18 protein-coding genes are annotated in these 18455 nt (G+C 39.6%); 12 read left to right on the plus strand and 6 right to left on the minus strand.

Annotated elements, in window-relative coordinates:
• Positions 1–146 precede the first annotated feature (146 nt).
• Positions 147–338 carry a hypothetical protein gene (locus tag PL9214_RS24880; protein WP_072721891.1) on the plus strand — a complete coding sequence of 64 codons (192 nt, stop codon included), beginning with the start codon at positions 147–149 and terminating at the stop codon, positions 336–338.
• A gap of 132 nt (positions 339–470) precedes the next feature.
• Positions 471–1970, plus strand: coding sequence for a beta-barrel domain-containing protein (locus PL9214_RS24885; protein WP_072721893.1), 1500 nt, complete (start codon positions 471–473; stop codon positions 1968–1970).
• Between the two features lie 16 nt (positions 1971–1986).
• On the opposite strand, the gene PL9214_RS24890 is transcribed toward PL9214_RS24885, so the two are convergent.
• A complete protein-coding gene (locus PL9214_RS24890; RefSeq protein WP_072722330.1) occupies positions 1987–2544 on the minus strand; it encodes an NUDIX hydrolase in 558 nt (185 codons plus the stop codon).
• Between the two features lie 109 nt (positions 2545–2653).
• On the opposite strand from PL9214_RS24890, the gene PL9214_RS24895 reads away from it, so the two are divergent.
• The 3 genes from PL9214_RS24895 (at position 2654) to PL9214_RS31570 (ending at position 4623) form a co-directional block, all read left to right on the plus strand.
• Positions 2654–4117, plus strand: coding sequence for an AMIN domain-containing protein (locus PL9214_RS24895; RefSeq protein ID WP_083580176.1), 1464 nt, complete (start codon positions 2654–2656; stop codon positions 4115–4117).
• Positions 4118–4243: 126 nt separating this feature from the next.
• Positions 4244–4477, plus strand: coding sequence for a hypothetical protein (locus tag PL9214_RS24900; protein WP_072721895.1), 234 nt, complete (start codon positions 4244–4246; stop codon positions 4475–4477).
• Positions 4474–4623: a hypothetical protein gene (locus tag PL9214_RS31570; protein ID WP_186440453.1), complete on the plus strand. Its 150-nt coding sequence runs from the start codon at positions 4474–4476 to the stop codon at positions 4621–4623. The genes PL9214_RS24900 and PL9214_RS31570 overlap by 4 nt, the downstream gene beginning before the upstream one ends.
• A gap of 113 nt (positions 4624–4736) precedes the next feature.
• On the opposite strand, the gene PL9214_RS24905 is transcribed toward PL9214_RS31570, so the two are convergent.
• Complete coding sequence (locus PL9214_RS24905; RefSeq protein ID WP_222425280.1) at positions 4737–5960, minus strand: aliphatic sulfonate ABC transporter substrate-binding protein; 1224 nt, start codon at positions 5958–5960, stop codon at positions 4737–4739.
• Positions 5961–6410: 450 nt separating this feature from the next.
• Here PL9214_RS24905 and PL9214_RS24910 point away from each other — a divergent pair, with 450 nt between their 5' ends.
• Positions 6411–7079 (plus strand): cadmium resistance transporter, encoded by a 669-nt coding sequence (locus PL9214_RS24910; protein ID WP_072721899.1) that lies wholly within the window; start codon positions 6411–6413, stop codon positions 7077–7079.
• A 168-nt stretch (positions 7080–7247) separates the two neighbouring features.
• Here the strand turns inward: PL9214_RS24910 and PL9214_RS24915 are convergent, their stop codons facing one another.
• From PL9214_RS24915 to PL9214_RS30840, 4 genes are all read right to left on the minus strand, one after another.
• Positions 7248–7766, minus strand: a complete 519-nt coding sequence (locus tag PL9214_RS24915) for a DUF3172 domain-containing protein (protein WP_072721900.1) — start codon at positions 7764–7766, stop codon at positions 7248–7250.
• 523 nt (positions 7767–8289) lie between these two features.
• Entirely contained in the window at positions 8290–8709 is a 420-nt protein-coding gene (gene speD / locus PL9214_RS24920; RefSeq protein WP_072721902.1) for an adenosylmethionine decarboxylase, read from the minus strand.
• An 86-nt stretch (positions 8710–8795) separates the two neighbouring features.
• Positions 8796–9851, minus strand: coding sequence for a pentapeptide repeat-containing protein (locus tag PL9214_RS24925; RefSeq protein WP_072721904.1), 1056 nt, complete (start codon positions 9849–9851; stop codon positions 8796–8798).
• Between the two features lie 256 nt (positions 9852–10107).
• Positions 10108–10407: a hypothetical protein gene (locus tag PL9214_RS30840; RefSeq protein ID WP_139295153.1), complete on the minus strand. Its 300-nt coding sequence runs from the start codon at positions 10405–10407 to the stop codon at positions 10108–10110.
• 303 nt (positions 10408–10710) lie between these two features.
• Here PL9214_RS30840 and PL9214_RS24930 point away from each other — a divergent pair, with 303 nt between their 5' ends.
• The 6 genes from PL9214_RS24930 to PL9214_RS24955 all read left to right on the plus strand — a co-directional run bounded on the left by PL9214_RS24930 (position 10711) and on the right by PL9214_RS24955 (position 18440).
• Positions 10711–11766 (plus strand): glycoside hydrolase family 10-like protein, encoded by a 1056-nt coding sequence (locus tag PL9214_RS24930; protein WP_072721905.1) that lies wholly within the window; start codon positions 10711–10713, stop codon positions 11764–11766.
• Positions 11767–11834: 68 nt separating this feature from the next.
• A complete protein-coding gene (locus PL9214_RS24935; RefSeq protein ID WP_072721907.1) occupies positions 11835–13331 on the plus strand; it encodes a glycosyltransferase in 1497 nt (498 codons plus the stop codon).
• A gap of 404 nt (positions 13332–13735) precedes the next feature.
• The gene (locus PL9214_RS24940) at positions 13736–14530 is read left to right on the plus strand and encodes a calcium-binding protein (protein WP_072721909.1); all 795 of its coding nucleotides are present in this window, start codon (positions 13736–13738) and stop codon (positions 14528–14530) included.
• A gap of 115 nt (positions 14531–14645) precedes the next feature.
• Positions 14646–15596, plus strand: a complete 951-nt coding sequence (locus PL9214_RS24945; RefSeq protein WP_072721911.1) for a HEAT repeat domain-containing protein — start codon at positions 14646–14648, stop codon at positions 15594–15596.
• A 61-nt stretch (positions 15597–15657) separates the two neighbouring features.
• Positions 15658–17955 (plus strand): tetratricopeptide repeat protein, encoded by a 2298-nt coding sequence (locus tag PL9214_RS24950; RefSeq protein WP_083580177.1) that lies wholly within the window; start codon positions 15658–15660, stop codon positions 17953–17955.
• The gene (locus tag PL9214_RS24955) at positions 17955–18440 is read left to right on the plus strand and encodes a hypothetical protein (RefSeq protein WP_245824364.1); all 486 of its coding nucleotides are present in this window, start codon (positions 17955–17957) and stop codon (positions 18438–18440) included. The genes PL9214_RS24950 and PL9214_RS24955 overlap by 1 nt, the downstream gene beginning before the upstream one ends.
• Positions 18441–18455: the final 15 nt, after the last annotated feature.

Consider the following 18455-nt stretch of genomic DNA (forward strand, 5'->3'; position numbering starts at 1 on the left):
TTAAACAGTAGCTTTATTCCTGTTGAAAGATGATAAATCCTTAGATTAATGTTCCAATGAATGTCAAGAAACGCTAATAATGCTGATTGATAAATCTCAAGAAGCAAGGTGTTCCTATTAACACAAGTAACGGAAATCAAAACATCATGAACCAATCTAAAGCTTTATTTGTAGAACTCTCTGATTTAGAATTAGAAGCCGTCGCGGGTGGTCAAGACAACGATTTAGTTGATGTTGATATACAAAACGTTCTGAAAAATGTTAACTTGGCAGTGAATGCCGCTGTGCTGAATACTAAGCCCAGTCAGACTGTTAACTTCCCCATAACCCAAAAATAAATGAGTTTTAACTGATTACTAGCACACCTCAAATTCTCTGGATTAATCTGAGGTGTGCTTCAAAAAAGGGTTTTTATTCCTTTATGATTTAATTTGTCGTTCTGGCTTTTTATTTATTCATTTTTGCTCTTTATGTTCGGTACATCATCCTCAGAATTTCTCCGTCCAGTTCGCAGTGATGAGTTTCTACCTCCCATTAGTTTATGGACAACATTAGGAGGTTTAGGAATTGTAGGAACGGTGATTTTAGCTTTTATTCTTGCGGCTGTAACTCGATACAAAATTACGATTAAAGCTCCTGCGACTGTACGACCTTCTGGAGAACTGAGTATTGTTCAAGTTGCCAAAGAAGGAACCATTCAAAGCATTAAAGTGAAGCAAAATCAGGTGATTCATCAAGGAGATGCGATCGCTTATATTGATGATTCTAAATTACAAACTCAAAAAAAGCAATTCCAAGATAATATTCAACAGAATCAAGAACAAATTGCTCAAATTAATGCTCAAATTACCGCTTTAAATTCTCAAACTGCTTTTGAACAACAACAAGCTAACCGCACGGTTTCCTTAACAGAATCTGAACTGAATTATACCCAACGGGACTATCAAAATCTACAAGCCACAACCCTGTCTGAAGTCAATGAAGCTGAAGCTAATTTCAAACAATCTCAGGAGGAGTGGCAAAAAGCACAAGCCGATTTAAAATCAGCCGAAGCTAATTTAATGTCAATTCAAGCAGCTTTAAACGTTGCTAAAAATAGACAAGAACGCTATCAACCTTTAGCGGAAACCGGAGCTATTTCTCAAGATAAATTAGAAGAAGCTCAATTAGAAGTAGCCCGACAAGAACAAGCGTTAGAAGCTCAACACGCTGTTATTGAAGCCGAAAAGCAAGTTATCCAGAGCCAATACCAAGGAATTGCAGCAGCAAAGGCGAGATGGGATGGTGCAAAAGCCAAACTTAATCCTAGTCATGCAACGGTAAAAATGGCTGAGGAAAAAGTGGCTCAACAACGAGCAATGGGTCAAGCAAACCTTGAGCAATTTAATCAAGAAAAGGAAAGACTGATTCAGCAAAAAATTGGAATTCAAAATCAAATTAATCAAGATACTTTACAACTTCAACAGCTTGAAACTCAACTCAAAGATACTGTTGTTTCTGCTCCAGTGACCGGAACAATTTATCAACTCAATCTCCGCAATTCCGGTCAAGTGGTACGTCCTGGGGATATTATTGCCCAAATTGTTCCTAATAAAGCTTCTTTGGTGCTAAAAGCTTCTGTTCCTTCTCAAGAGCGAGATCATCTTAAAATAGGACAGGATGCTTATATTCGGATAGAGGGGTGTCCTTATCCCGATTTTGGGGTTCTCCCCGGCAAAATTCAATCAATTTCACCGGATGTTTCCCCAATTAATTCTACAACAGATAACGCCTCTTTAATCAATTCAATTCAGACGAATAATAGTGTTTATGAAGTTATCATTCAACCGGAAGATTTTAAACTAAATAACGGTGAGCAGCAATGTTTAATTCGTCCGGGGATGACAGCCAGAACTGATATTATTGCCAATGAAGATACAATTTTGAGATTTTTCCTGAAAAAAGCTAGGTTAATCGTTGATTCAATTTAAAAGGTTTTTAATGACCCTAGCTATTTTTCTGTAAATAACTTAAACCCAAACATACAGCAGCCACCGAACCCGCAACACAAATTTCTCCGGTTTGAATTTTTGGCAATACCGCTTCTATCGGAATCAAAACGACTTCAATTTCTTCTGTGATATCCAGGGAAGTTACGGATAACAATTTAACAGAATTGGCTAAAAATAAATGCACTGAGTTGGTATCTTTAACGGGATTATCATATAACGTTGCCAGTTTAACAATAGACTCTGCAATATAACCTGTTTCTTCCGTTAATTCTCTTAACGCCGCTGCTTCGGGAGTTTCCTTTTCGGGATTAAATGCGCCTGCGGGTAATTCTAATAAAATTTGTTCAACGCCATGACGATATTGACGCACAAACACAATTTCCTGTTGTTCTGTAATGGGTAAAACTAAGGCAATATCCGGTCGAACATGAATAAAAAAATCATCAATAATGGTTCCATTTGGTAGCTCAACGCTATCGCGTCGAATTCTGCACCAAGGATGATTAAAAACAAAATAGGAGCTTAATCGTTTCCATTTCTGAATCAGTTTCATGGGGGTTTCAGTCATCTACAATTTTAGACCCATAGCACGTCTATACTTGCATTTTGCCCTTAAACGTGCTAATAAAACTTGCATAAACTAGAGTTTTCATGCAACAACCATGCAAGCGCAAAACTTCAAGCAACAATTTAAGCAAACTGTACAAACGTTAGTCGCCTCCGATGTACCCGCGTTGTATGGGAGTCTGCTGTTGAGAACTTCTAGTCTTGTCGCTGCTGTGGCTATTACAACGGCTTACCCCTTAGCGGTACAGGCGGCTGTTTTAGGAGATTGGAAAATTGATCCCAATACTGGAACTGTCGAGGTTGAACTACCATCGGGGAGTAAACCGCAATTATCCGTTTATAATCTTCCCCCTCGTCTAGTCCTTGACCTACCGAATACAGAAGTTAAAGTTAAGATTACAGAAAGCTATGAAACTGGCGTTGTGCGTCAAGTTAGTTTAATGCAGACAAAACCGAAACAAGCTCAATTAGTCGTTGAGTTTGTACCCGGTATCAGTGTTGATGCGGAAGCGTTAGATTTACGACAAATTGGCATTGATAATCTTTGGGTATTGCGTCCGACGCTGCAAACCTTACCTTCAGAAGAACCCCCCACTTCCACAAATGTTGCGACGACTCAACCCCAAACAACTTCAACTCCGACACAGGTAGCACCCTCGACAACTCCTCGAACCTCTGCAACGGTTAAACCGCCAGAACCCCCTAAACCGCCTCAATATTCTGTCCGTCAATACGACCCTAGACAGACGGCTTTACCTAACCCTCAACCGACGAGAGACTCCCGCTTAGAGATTGTGCAGGTTCCCGTTAACCAGCCGACTCAAGTGCAGGTGCTTCCGACGATGACACCCCCTCCGCCACCTTCTCAGACCGTGGTGTTTGTCCCTCAAACACCGGGTTATCCTCCTCCGGTTCCCGTTTCTGAAACAGTAGTCGTTGTTGCACCCAATGCTCAATTCAATAGAACAGGATCTCTCCCCCAAGCGGTTCCCTTTGGTCAACCGTTACCTCCCTCGATACCGCCAGGGACACCGCAATCCTATTTTAATCCTAGCCCGTCGGCAATTTTGCTCCCCACGGGAACCACCTTAACGTTACTCTATCCCACGAAAGATCAAGTCCGTCTAACTCGTCGTTCAGAACGTCAGGATGTGTTGTTATTGCAAGGGGGAATTGTTGATAGTTTGGGCAATTATATTGTTCCACCGGATACGCCAATTGTAGGAGAATTTGAAACCACCACAAAAGGCAGTCGATTTATTGCTCAAGCCATTAATTTAGACGGTCGCAGCATCCCAATTCAAGGTCAATCTAACTGGATTCCAGGGTCTTTAGAAGTCAGTCCTGAACGAGTGGGAATTGGGACGGGTGCGGGAAGTTTAGCGGGATTTCTAGTCAGTGGATTTACGGGAATTGGAGCCTTAGTCGGTGCAATTGCAGGTGCAGGAATTGGTCTGGGAACATCCCCCTCACCCACTACCTTACAACCGGGTCAAATGATTTCAATTCAGTTAACCCAAGATCTCACAACTCCCAATTTCTTCTTAGTGAATCAATAGTTAGATTTCAAATTTGTGGTGGTATTTGTTCTGAAGATGATCTAAAAATTCAGGGTTGAATCTGTTTATACACAGGTTCAAAATTGAATTAGATATAATTGAATAAATACACAGGAAAAATCAACCATGAATTTACAAGAATTAAAAAATGCTGCTTATCAACTTTCCGTTCATGAACGGTTATTACTGGTAGAGCCTATTATTCATTCATTGTCTCAAGAATTGCGTCCTCGTCCTGATATTCCTGATGGAGTTTGGGAACGTTTGCGAGGAAGTTTAAAAACGGATAACATTGAATTAACTGATGAGGATGTAGAAAGATTAAAAGATGAAAGTTTAACGGAGAAGTATCTCAAATGAGGATATTACTAGATACTAATATTATTTTAGATAGTTTATTAGAAGTTTGTGCTGTTAATCAAGATATTCTTAAAACAGCACTGGCTTTAAATTTAGACGATTTTGAAGACGCAGTTAAACTAATTAATATTATATCGCCATTATAGCAAATATTAATTCTTCGGAAAATAGCTATCATGTTTGAGAATTATGGCGGAAAAGTAGGCTATAATTTTCAAACATGAAACAGCCCTGGGGGGGGTGAGTTTGAGGTGGTGGATTAATACGTCCAGTTTTGTTTAGTCTGCAAACTGTAGGTTCCATCTTTCACATTCACCCGCTCTGGAATTAGATCTAAATCTCTAAACAGATTAGCTTGATGCTGTAGGGCATTCAGCGATTGTTCGTCAATGGGGATAATGGCGCGTTCAGCACTATGTTTCTGCAACGTTTCTAGGATGGATGGATCGATTTCGTGCTGATCCACCAATCGTTGAGCGACTTCTAATTCCTGTTTTTTCGCCCAAGCTCCAGCTTCATTGACTTCTTCTAATATTACTTTTAGCAGATCAGGATAGTCGCGGACTAGCTCTGGAATTGCGTAGTAATAAGTTGGAACTTCTAAAGAGGCTTTGTCACCAAAGATGCTCTCTAGGTCTGCAATCGAACGTCCTGGGTAAGAACTTCGGGTTTGAGTGGGTGTATAGGGAACCCAAACCACCCAAGCATCAACTTCCCCTTGTCGGAATAGGAGGAGCGCCTGTGGCTGCGTCAGATAAACGGGTTCAATGTCGCTAAAATGGAGTCCTACTTTTGCTAACGCTCGGATCAACACATAATGGGCACTGGAGCCTTTATCAAAGGCTATCTTCTTACCCTTGAGGTCAGCAAGGGTCTGAATGGGTGAATTTTCTGGGACTAGAATCGCTTGACCTTTAGGGGATGTATATTTTTCTTTGGCTACCCGCACAAACACATGATCTGCGGCTTGGGAGAAGATACTGGCTGTACCACCCCCCCCACAGAAATCAATTGTCCCGTTACTCAGGGCTTCAATCAGGGAAGAAGCTGATAAAAAGCTTGTCCAGGTCACAATCAGCCCAAAGGGTCGTAAACGTGCTTCCAAGAAGCCTTGACTGCGGAGAACCTCAAAATTGGTCATCCCCTCTGGATACCCGATTTTAAGTTGTTTAAGTCGTCGCGCTTGTTGAGCTAAGGGTGTGTTACCCGCGTGAGCAGAACGGTTAGAAAACCAGCGATCCAAAAGGATACAGAAAATGATACCCCCCACAAATAGTCCCACGGTTTCCCCTAACCGAAGGGTTGAGTTTTTGGGGGAATTAACCGGATTGGCTGGACTCGCCTGACTGATTGGGGAGGAAAGTATATAGCCAGATTCAGGAGCAGCAATCAGATGAGGATTAAACCCTAGACTTAAAACCAAACTTGAGATAACACCAATACCAAATCGCAGAATAAACCGAGAGACAACCGATCTAGGCAAAATAATCCTCCGTGATCTTAAGATATTTTGATCCCTGAGTTTAGACAAAAGATCAAGCCAATAGCTAATCATAATAACCCCTTCGATAAATATATTTTATGGACATAGCCGGATGAATTGAAAATAGGAGATTAAAGTCAAAGTATCACTTTAGCAAATAGGACAAAATATGAATGGCTAGATTGATTTTGCTCCCCTGATCAAGCCACCCTGAAAGGGCAGAAAGCTTAAATCTTTATTATTTAACTTATTTCCATAAAAATAATTTATGATTGGAATAGATAGCCCATCGCATAATAGAATACAACCAAAATCTTAGACTTTTAATGGCTATTTCTATATTATTAGAACTTACGCAAATCTTCTAATTTCTGGATATTGGGGGCTTGATTGCTTAATTTAAGCGATCTAGGGTTTCGGTGAGCGCATAGGTGTTGATGAGGGATGCTGATGGATTGGTTAATGACCACAATTAAAATTGGCCTAGCTGTTGCTGTAGCAACAACATTTGATGACAATATTTATTTGACGGGTTTCTTCAGTGAGGTTAATCGAACGTTTCGTCCTAAACATATTGTGGTTGGTGAGCTTATCGGATTTACCGTATTGGTAAGCGCTAGTTTGATTGGTTTTTTCCTGGGGTTGGTAATTGACTCAGCTTGGATCGGCTTACTGGGAATTTTACCGATCCTTATTGGTCTTAATAATTTACTCAACCTGAATAAGGATGATTCAACGGAAGATAAATCAACGAATCTGAAAATAAACGCTAGATATCGAGGATTTGATTCTCGAAAGCGATCGCTATGGGACGTAATCCGAGATCGGCAAACCTATAGTGTTTCCGCAGTTACCATTTCCAACGGGGGTAACAATTTAGGGATCTATATCCCCTTATTTGCGAGTAGCAGCATCCAAAGTCTTGCTGTGATTATACCTGTTTGCTATTTCATTGTTTGTTGCTGGTTATTTATGTCCTATAATCTGACTCGTCAACCGGGTATTGCGGTTGTACTAAGCCGTTATGCTAGTAAGATTTTTCCCTTTGTGCTGATGTGGCTGGGTTTCAGGATTCTGTTAGATAGCGAATCCTATCGTCTTTTTCTCCCCAATATTTGACCCATAAACATGATTAACGTTTTATTGTAAAAGTACCATTCCTGAAGCTAGACAATATAAAGCAAAAACGCACCTGTATCTGCCAAAAGGCTCCACAAGCGCGTCGCTAAAAAACATGGATTTAATCTTAAAATCTGTTAGAAAACCAAAACCGGAAACCCAACAGTGCTAAAATCGTTCTGTTTCTGGTCGGCTAGGTGCGGGAACAGCCCCAGGTTGGTTAATAAACAGGTTAGCTGCACTATCATTTTGATAAATACAGTTAATCGTGGGATTACTTTCTAAATCTCCCGTAAATCCAAAGGTATTCATCCGTTGTTTACAATCTCGCTCTTGCTGATTATTCAGGAGATTCCGTTGTTTTAAAATTGCCCAGTTACTCGTGCGGAGAACACATCCCGGTTGTAGTTTCGGTTGCGTTACATAAACATTGAAGGGGTTGAGGGTGACAAAGACACGCAGATCCGTTACCATCGCACTTGCACCAAATTTAATACAGGTTTCGGTACTCGGTGCATTGCGGTCAATAAATTGACTGGAGGCGACGTTTTCTGGGGTTAAGGTGGTTGTGGAACTAATTGCAATCCCAATCCCAATTCCCAGAATCAGTACCCCGCCAATCACTGCTAAAGCTGTGTAATTAAAGAGTGAAGGTTTAGCAGGTGCCATTTTGGTTCTACGTCTCATATTAACTCAACAGGGTTGAAACACTCAAACTAGAGTAGAGTATATATTAGGGGTCGAGGGAGGCTTTGCAACCTCCGACTCCCATTCAGAACCGTGAAGAGCGACTTTCACCGCACACGGCTTAAGAGTCTATTTGACAGGAACGTCTCGCACAGCTTCTTCATGTTAACATAATTCAATATCTCTAGGGGCATAACTTCCCCTGCATCGTGTTTCCTCTGTTGTCTGAAGACACGCTTGTTTCCACACTCCCATCTATTTTTTTATGAATGTTGAATTAAACAAACATTGGCGGAAGGAAAACCCTCCGCCAATATCGAGTTTGAAGTTGTGAATGTTGATGCAACTTTCAAAGAATGAGTCACTTCACTGTGTGACTGTAACGAAGGTTTAAGACAGGAAATGTTACTTCTGTGTTAAGTTTAAGGATTCTTCAACTCAATTTTGAGGAGATGCCAAAACTAACGAAAGGACGAAGAACAAAACCTATCTTGATTTCATTCCGATGACCGATGGACGGGTTTTAACCGCGAGTTCCAGTCTCAACTAAAGTTGCTAAGGATTCTTCACTAATTGAATCTGGAATTTCAGTGTCTTCGGGTTCATAACCGCGTTTAAATTCCCGGAATCTTACCTGTTTGGCTTGAAGCGCGGTTTCTAGAAATTTAATGGCTCGCTGAGGATTTCCTTTTCCACAAAAGAACAAGTCAGCAGCGAAATATCCCAGTTCTGGCCAAGTGTGTATAGCAATGTGAGATTCAGCTAAGGTTGCTGTTGCAGTTACTCCGTGAGGACTAAACTGGTGTACACATAAGTCGATGAGGGTAGCCCCTCCAGCAGAAATTGCATCAAGCATCGCGCGGCGGATGCGTTCAGGATCGTTCAGAAGTTCTGCGGGACACTGCCAAGCGTCAACGACCAGATGAGTTCCCAATTGTTTCATTCTGTGTGGTTTTACCTCCACCCTATAGTGTCTCAAACTTGACTATCATATCATACATTTTGAGAATTTGTGCAAAAATTTAATCCTTAAGAATAGGTGGCTCCATTGGGAAGAATCGCTCCTTCCAAGGTCGCTTCGTTTAGATTACCAATACCCAGACTCGCGCCGATCAGGTTGGTTTCACAGAGGTTAGCCCCGGTTAAATTAGCTCCCTTGAGAGAGGTCAACAGGAGTCCAGCCCCGGTCAGGTTGGCATGACTGAGGTTAGCCCCCCGCAAGTCGGCTTCTAAAAGGGTCGCGCCTTCTAAGTTTGCGCCACTGAGATTTGCTCCGCGTAAATTGGCTTGAGTCAAGTCGGCGTGTCTCAAATCGGCGTTATGTAAGCTCAAACCGTTTAAATTTGTATTTTGGAGATTCGCATCCTGGAGATGGCTTCCATTGAGGTTGGCTCCGTTTAAGTTCGCGCCACTTAAATCAGCCCCTTGTAAGTTAACCCCCGTTAAATTAGCAACACCCAGATTAGCTTCTCGCAAACTGGCTTCGCTGAAATCTGCATTCACCAGATTAGCACCACTGAGGTTCGCTCGGTTGAGATGCGATCGTACAAATTTAGCTCCCGTTAAATTCGCACCACTGAGATCGACTTCACTTAGAATTGTTCGGGTTAAATTAGCCCCACTTAAATCAGCACCGCTTAAAATAGCTCGGCTCAGGGTTGCCCCCACCAAAATCGCATCGGTTAGTTTACAACCGTTGAGCAGACAAGCTGAAATTAAACTGGCAGAGGTCAGATTAGCCCCCGTCAAATCACTATGAGATAAAATTGCCCCACTCAATAAGACACCACTTAAGTCAGCATGGCGTAAAATGGTATCGGTCAGACTGGCACCACTGAGATTAGCTTCAACTAAAACGGCCATTGAGAGGTTAACTTGACTCAAATCAGCACCATTCAGGTTCGCTCCAATCAATCGAGCGCGAGATAAATTGGAGCCTTGTAACGTAGCATTACTGAGGTTAATGCGATTGAGCTTAACGTCTTTTAGGCTTGCCGCTATGAGATTAGCAGCACTAAAATTCCTTTCTCCTGTGGCATATCGCGTTAACAACTTATGGGCATCGATAATTTCACTGGCCTTCATAAAAAATGAACGATTTAGTTTAATGTGTTAATCGTGGAAATTCACCCTGAATCGCTTTTAGTGCAGTTCATGGCAACGGAAAACAATGCAAAATAGACGTTGAGATGTTAGAAAAAACCAAAGGTTTTTGGTTGGTTATTATGGATCACTTAGCCCGAATGATCTTGAGTATAAATTCTTGATCGGAATTTAATTGTATCGGGCTTTGCTCCTCGGCTTTATCCAGGTGAACGGCTGATCATAGAGTGAGTTCAGCTTAACTCGTGTCACCCGCAATCCGAGTGTATTGTTCAATTAATCTCCAAACGATTGCTAAACAAAATTTCTGAAAATAATCCTGTGGCTGAAGTGGAACATTCCCCAAACTCTCAAAAACAACACAAGAGCGCAAATGCAGAGCAGTTGTAGCGAAGGGTTGACCCGGATTTTTTAGGGATAAGCCAAAACTCGATAAATTGACGAAGCTTGAGTCTAATGTAGATTTCAGACGAGTGTAACGGGCTAGATGTCTACCCCGAAAGAGATTCCTCCATCGCTGTTGATTTGGGATATTCATAAAAGCAGTTTGAATCCTCAAACCCTAACAACCCGTTCTTCCTAATCGCTGACAAGCTAGGCACTATTGCCGTCTTGACCGGTTCTAGGGGGTTCATCTGGGCTAGGATTTGGGAAAACTTATCTTTTCACCTCGATCCGTTAAAATTGCCTCTTAGTTAAACATAATAGCTGAAAACTTAACTAGGCAAGGTAGGTTTTTTCAATTCTGTTAGCTCTGAGGCAGGTTAAAAGTGCTGATTACTCAATCAGTATCCCGAAAAACCTGACTATTAAGATAAAGTGCGATTATGTAGGAGATTCTATGGAAGTTCGTGGTGTCTGGTTAACGAATACTGATAGTCGAGTCATGTTTTCTCGACAGACCATTGCAGAAGCGATGGAGTTTTTGGCGGAAACGGGCTTTAATGTTGTATTTCCGGTGGTTTGGAATAAGGGCGTGACGTTGTATCGCAGTCAAGTCATGGCTCAAGCCTTTGGTGTAGAAATCGATTTCTATGTTAAGGGACGTGACCCCCTGCAAGAGGTGATTGAGGAAGCTCATCGAGTGGGGTTAAAAGTCATTCCTTGGTTTGAATTTGGATTTGCTAGTTCTTATCAACAAAATGGCGGTAGAATTCTCGCTCAAAAACCGAGTTGGTCAGGTATTAATTCTACCGGAGGATTAGTTGTTAAAAATGGCTTTGAATGGATGAATGCTTTTGACCCAGACGTGCAGGATTTCGTTCTTAGTTTGGTTTTAGAGGTTGTTAGAAAATACGATATTGATGGGATTCAAGGGGATGACCGGATGCCCGCAATGCCTTCGGAAGGAGGCTATGATGCAAAAACGGTTGCTCGTTATCGGGCAGAATTTAGCCGTCAACCACCCAGCTATTCTAAAGATCCGCAATGGGTACAATGGCGAGCCAATATTTTAACCGATTTTTTAGTTCGTTTACGTCGAGAAGTGAAAGCGATTAAACCGCATTTATTAATTTCAATGGCTCCGAGTATTTATAAATGGGGTTTAGATGAATATTTACAAGATTATATTGCCTGGATTGATCAAGATTTAGTCGATTGGATTCATCCTCAATTATATCGGCGCAATTTTTGGAGTTATAAAGGGTTAGTGGATCAATTGGTGGATGTTCAGTTTAGAGATTGGCAATTACCTAAACTTTCTCCAGGAATTTTAGCAAAAATTGGTTCCTATTGTATTACGACGGATGACTTATTAAAAGCCATTGATTACAATCGATTTAAAGGGGTAAAGGGAGAGATATTTTTCTTTTATGAAGCCCTCAGACAAGATAATAATGCCTTGGCGACGGCTTTGAGAACAGGCCCCTATAGGACTCCGGCGAAATTAAAATAAAAGGTGGTTGGGTGTGCGTAAGTGTGGCGCACCCAACTGTCAACAGTCAACCGTTATTCTAAAGCATTATGCAAGAAAATTTAGAGATAGCAAAAATTAAACTATCTGTTATTATTCCCTACTGGAAACAGAGGGATTTTTTATTGGATTTTATTACAGATTTAGAATACACGATGGAGGTGGATTATGAAATTATTATTTTAGGTGTAGGTAATGTCAATTTATTGAGTTTTGAGTTAGAAGATATTCTCAAGTATTTAGAATTGCAAGGTCATCAATTTTTGGGGTTTGAACCTTCCCAAACCGCAGAAACTATTTTTAACCAAGCAATTTCAAAAGCAAAAAGTGAGTATATTATTTGGATACAATATCCAGTAGTATTTTTCTGTGAAGGATTGCAGGAAGCGATTAAAATTTTAGATAGCCAGTTAGAAATTTGGGGAGTTTATAGTAATGAAAAATGGGATTTAGAGTATTTGAATCTAGGTGAAAAACCAGAAATTCAAGGAATTTTTAGAAAATCAATTTGGGAAACAGAGATTATTTTAGAAGAAAATTCAATAAAACCGTTTAATTGGAAATTTCAATTTAAAAACAATCAAAACCATGACAAATTTTGTCATCTGAATCAAAAAATATATGAACTTAAAATAAATGATTTTTTGAAATCAGAAAGTCAAAGGTTAAAAGTTCAAGAATCATCTTTAGTTAGTGTTTGCATCCCTACTTATAATGGAGAACAATTTATTGCTGAAGCGATTTCTAGTGTTTTATCTCAAACCTATTCTGCAATTGAATTAATTATTTCTGATGACAATTCCCTCGATCAAACTGTGGCGATCGCTCAATCCTTTCAAGAACAAACCACCATTCCTATTTCTATTTTAACCCATAACCCGCTCGGACTTGCCCAAAATAGTAATTTTTGTATTGAACACTCTCAAGGGAAATATATTAAATTTCTCTATCAAGATGATATTTTACTTCCGAATTGTATTGAAAAAATGGTAACTTTAGCAGAAACTGACCCGGATATTGGATTAGTATTTTCACCCAGAAAAATGTTTTTTCTAAATCAAGAGAATATCGATTTAGATTTAATAGCCGTGTATCAAGATTTTGCTAATTTACATCAAAGTTGGTCAAATTTAAACTTGATTCAATGGGGAATAGAACTCCTCAACGATCCCAATTTATGGGAACATCCTATTAATAAAATTGGGGAACCCAGTACCGTATTATTACGGAAATCAATCTTTGAAATCATCACAGGTTTTGACCCGCAATTAAATCAGTTAGTTGATTTAGATTTATGGTGGAGAATATTAGGACAGTTTAAAGTCGGCTTTGTGGAAGAAACCTTATCTTATTTTCGTCTCCATATTCACCAAAAAACCTATGAGAATATGCAGCAAGATCAAGCAATGGATCTCAACTTTTATCATAAAATTTACTCTCATCCTGATTATGATTTTTTTCCACCGATTTATCGTAAGCAAGCCTTCTTGATCTATGATTTCATTTTAAATAATAGAAATTATTCAGGTAAAAATTATAAAGATTGATAAACCTTTCAACTCAATGGCGGAACAATTGCTAGAATTGCACTGTCTGGGTATTCAAGTCAACCCTAAACCCCATAAAAATAGAAAAAGTTGACCGATTTAATATCACCCTCTGTAATCATTTTGCCTCTTCCTCTGGGTAGAGAGGGATCAGGAATAACCCTCTCTATCTCCTGAATTACTATTAGAAGTTAAGCCCCAAAAAGTCGATATAACCATTGTTCTAGGAGTTGTAATTCTTGAAAACGTCTATGAAACAACCAGAAATCTTGTCTTTATTCCCTTTTTTGATAAAATTTAACACACATCAAATAGGATGACTAGAGAATCTGGCTAATAATTTTTGACTGTGTTAAAATCACCGGAGATCACTCAACAATTCAAGATTTAGGACTGTTTTAACTATGGCTAATTTTCTGACCCCCAGCACTGTTCCCGGCTTATTTGCACTATTAGGAACCCCTCAAGATGATAATATTGTCTTATCTTCGGGCCAAGTTTCAGCCTATCGAGATGGCATCCTATTATTGGCAGGAAATGATAATTTACAAGGCGTTAATCTCAGCGATAATCTCTTAGTAAATGGGAATCAAGGAAATGATACTCTGGTTTCATCGAATGGATTTGATACCTTATTTGGAGGTCAAGATAATGATCGAATGTTTGCTGGAGCTAATAATGATTTAATCTTCGGAAATTTAGGCAATGATACCCAAGAAGGGGGATTAAATGCTGATTCCCTTTACGGAGGTCAAGGCAATGATACCCTCTATGGTGACGAAAATAATGATCTCCTGTTTGGAGATGTTGGAAATGATATTGTAGACGGGGATGCAGGTGTTGATACCTTAACGGGAGGTTTAGGACTGGATACTTTGATTTTTGACCCTGGTGAAGCGAGTTTTCTGGTGCGAGATGTCGATGAAATTCGACAATTTGAAGCTGGAACTAGCGTGTTAAATGGAGATAAAATTGCAGTACCAATAGGAACAGCGATTGATCCTAATTCCTTACTTCGAGATCGCTTTGATTTGTTACCCCAAGACAATGATCTCAATGGCGATGGATTGAATGATATCATCGTAGAATTATTAGATGGGCGAATTTTGGGTGTTGTGATTAATGATGGGTTCTTACCTGCTCAATTATCTCTCGATTTGGATTTTGTTTTTAGTAACAATTTTGACTTTAATTTGTAGCAGGGAACAGGGAACAGGGAACAGAGAGGAAAGACTTGTTTAAGAGTTTGAAACCTGGTTGATGTCCTAACTTATACTTCGATTGCTATATAACCCAAAACCCAGGATTTTTTTTATGGAAACCAATCCCAAATTTAATGGGTTTCGTTCCTCAAAATTAGCATTATTATGTTTATCAATAATGTTATTATTTGCCGGAAAAGCCCAAACTCAAGTCACAGCCACAACGGAAGTAATTGATCAATTGCAAAAATTGACCGATACCAACCGACAAAACCGTTTAGAGGCAATTAAAACCTTAAAAACCTTGGGTTCTCCGGCTATTCCGATTTTGGTTGAAGCTCTAACCGATGACCAGGAAAGTATTCGCCGGGGTGCCGCCTTTGCATTAGGGGCGATGGGTCGTGAGGGGGTCGATGCCATTCCGGCGTTGCTATCAGCCTTGAAAGATCCCGTATCTGCGGTTCGCATGGATGTTGCGGTCGCCCTGAAACAAATTGGTACAGCATCTCCAGAAAGCTTACAGCAAGAGGTTCACGAGTTAACGTTAGCATTAAAGGCTCCTGATACTGCCGTGCGTCAGGGGGCAGCCTTTGGGTTAGGAATTGTGGGTTCAGAGGCGACGGATGCCATTCCTCCGTTAATTCAGGCCTTAAAAGACTCCGATGAGGAAGTGCGACTGGCGGCGGCAATTGCGTTGAAGCGCATGGGGTCTGCGGCGGTTCCCGCGTTGAAAGACGCTTTGAATGATCAGGATATGGGGGTTCGAGCCAGGGCTGCGTTTGCTTTGGGGAATATTCAGGCGTCGGCAATTACCGGGGTGACAGCAGCCCTCCAAAATAGTGATCGTCAAATTCGTCAAACGGCGGCGCTGACGTTGGATGAACTGGCTTCTAACGAGTTGTTGGCTCAGGTGTCCAACAGACCGGGAGTGCGTCCCCAAGGAAATCGACCCCAAATGAACCGACCTCTGGGAAATCGACCTTTGGGAAATCGACCCCTTATGAACCGACCGGGGACTCGTCCTCGACCCCAAGGAAATCAAATCCGTCCCAGACGTTCTTAATTATTGATTGGTGCGTGTGCTATGGGCTTACGCACCCTATTATTTTTTGATATAGCGCTATATGAATGATCAGGGATTAACGATTAAGAATCAACGCTTATATGCTGAGGCGTTGGCATTGGAACAGGCTGGATATCTTCAGGAGGCTGAAGCAAAGTATCAGCAGCTTTTAGAATTAGATGAAAATCAAGTTGAGGGATGGGATGGGTTATCGAGGGTTTATTTTGATCTCGCTCAATATGATGCTGCGTTGGATGCTTTGGACTGTTGTTTAAGATTAGAGGGAACTCAAGGTTATCACTATTATCGTTTGAGTTTAATTTGGGAGAAACTGGGGAATATTACAGAAGCAATTCTAGCTTATCAAACGGGAATTGAGTTAGATGCTGATGCCAGTGAGGGCTGTCTAAAATTGGGGGATGTTTGGGCGGAATTGGGGGAGTTAGAATCGGCTGAATTATATTATCAAAAGGCTATTGAACGACAACCCTATCAAGTCACTGGTTATTTAAAATTAGGGAATCTTTTCTTAGGAAAAAATCAATATGACGATGCGATCGCACTTTATCAAACTGGGTTAAATCTTCATCCCCATGATTCTGATTTATTATATCAGATGGGATTAGTGTTAACGGTTCACCAAAATACAGAGAGTGCTAATTTATATTTTGGGTTAGCGGCAGAATCTCAACATCGGTATGAAACAGCAATTCAATTTTATCATACTATTTTACAGAATTCTGAGGGAAAGGTTGAGATTTATTTAAAATTAGGAAATTGTTACCAAAGGTTAGAACAATGGGAAAAAGCAGTTAATATTTATGAACAAGGTTTACAACGATTCCCTGATGAGATGGAATTGTATTTGGCTTTAATTTCAGCTTGGCAAAATTTAGGAGAGACTCAGAACGCTTTGCAAATAGCTCAACAAGCAGTTGTTCGATTTCCCAATCAGATTGCTGTTAAATTGGCTAAACAATCTTTACTTCCGATTTTATATAATCAGTTTGAAGAAGTTGAAGCATACCGTCAATTGTTTACTCAAGAATTAACTTCCTTAATTGCAGAAACAGATTTAGAACAATTAGAGGTAAGACAACAAGCGTTAACGGCTATTGGCAGGGGAACTCATTTTTATTTACAATATCAAGGATATAATGATTTAGAGTTACAACAACAGTATGGAAAATGGGTTCATCAGGTAATGAAAGCGAATTATCCTGAATGGGCAAACCCTTTATCTTTACCACCTTTAAAGTCTGATCAAAAAATAAAAATAGGATATATTTCTCCCCATTTAACTTGGCATACGGTGGGATTAGTATTTTTAGGATGGTTGAGAGATTGCGATCGCAGTCAATTTGAAATTTATTGTTATTTTACGGGAGAAGAAGCCGATCAAATTACAGATTTATTTGATCTTTATAGTGATCAATTTTATCATATTAATAGCAATTTAGAGACAATTGTTGAACAAATTTTAGCAGATGAATTAGATATTATTGTTTTTTTAGATATTGGGATGTGTCCCCAACTTACCCAAATCGCGGGGTTACGATTAGCACCAATTCAATGTGCCGCCTGGGGACATCCAGTAACAACAGGTTTACCAACAATTGATTATTTTATTTCGGCTGAATTATTAGAACCTGAAGATGCTGAAAATCATTATTCAGAACGGTTAATTCGTTTACCTAATTTAGGGATTAATTATTCTAAATATCTGTCACCAGAAACTCTAAAAAACCGTTTAAATTTCGGATTAAAACAAGATGCAGTTTTGTATTTATCCTGTCAATCTTTATTTAAGTATTTGCCTGATTTTGATAAGTTATTAGTAGAAATATCAAAACAAGTTAAATCGGCTCAATTTGTGTTTTTAGCCCATTGGAATCCTGCTATTACCGAAAAGTTTAGACAACGGTTAAAACGGATATTTGCTAAAGCGAGTTTAGACATTGATGAATATTGTATTATTTTACCTCGTTTAGATAAAGAGGATTATTTGCAATTAAATACCCTAGCGGATATTGGCTTAGATTCCATTCAATTTACGGGATTTTTAACAACTTTAGATAGTTTATCCTGTGGTCTTCCTCTGGTTACTTGTGAGGGAAAATGGATGAGAAGTCGTCAATCTATGGGAATATTACACCGATTAGGAATTACAGAAACTATTGCCAAAAATCGAGAAGAATATATTAAAATAGCAATTGAGTTGGGTTTAAATCCAGACTGGAGATTAGCCATTCAAGAAAAAATTAAACAGAATATAGAAAAACTCTATGAGGATAAAAGTTGTGTACAAGCTTTAGAAGAATTTTATCAACAAACTGTTCAAAGTCTTAATTCTTTTTAATGATGAGTCAAGCTATTTTAGTCAATTTAAGAGAAGCATTTTTTAATGCGCCTGGATTTTGGCAAAGTCGATTTTTAATCAAAACTGGAAATTGGTGTAAATTAGTCGAAGGTTTAGATAAAAGTCGCACCGATGGCTATTCTATTCTAGGCGGTTTTGTGAATCAATGTGATCAATTATCCACACAACAACCGGGATTATACTTATTTTGTGAAAAGAAAAAACAAAAACAGAATGGGACTGAACGATTATATACGTTATTTATCTTAGAACCCGATGGAAGTGTAGAAGTCCTCAATGAGTTAAGAACCGCTAGTAAAGATTGGGGAGTACAATTATGGCCTGAAATCGATGCTTATTTTATTCGACAGCAAAATTCTGGAGAAAAAAGAAGACAACAATTATTGCAAGAAATTCAACAATTAGAGTTTGAATTAAAGCAACGTCGGTCTGAATTAGCAGCTTTAGAGCGAATTGAAGATTAAAAATTATAGAAAAAT

Source organism: Planktothrix tepida PCC 9214, assembly GCF_900009145.1.
In the GTDB taxonomy this organism is placed as follows: Bacteria; Cyanobacteriota; Cyanobacteriia; order Cyanobacteriales; family Microcoleaceae; genus Planktothrix; species Planktothrix tepida.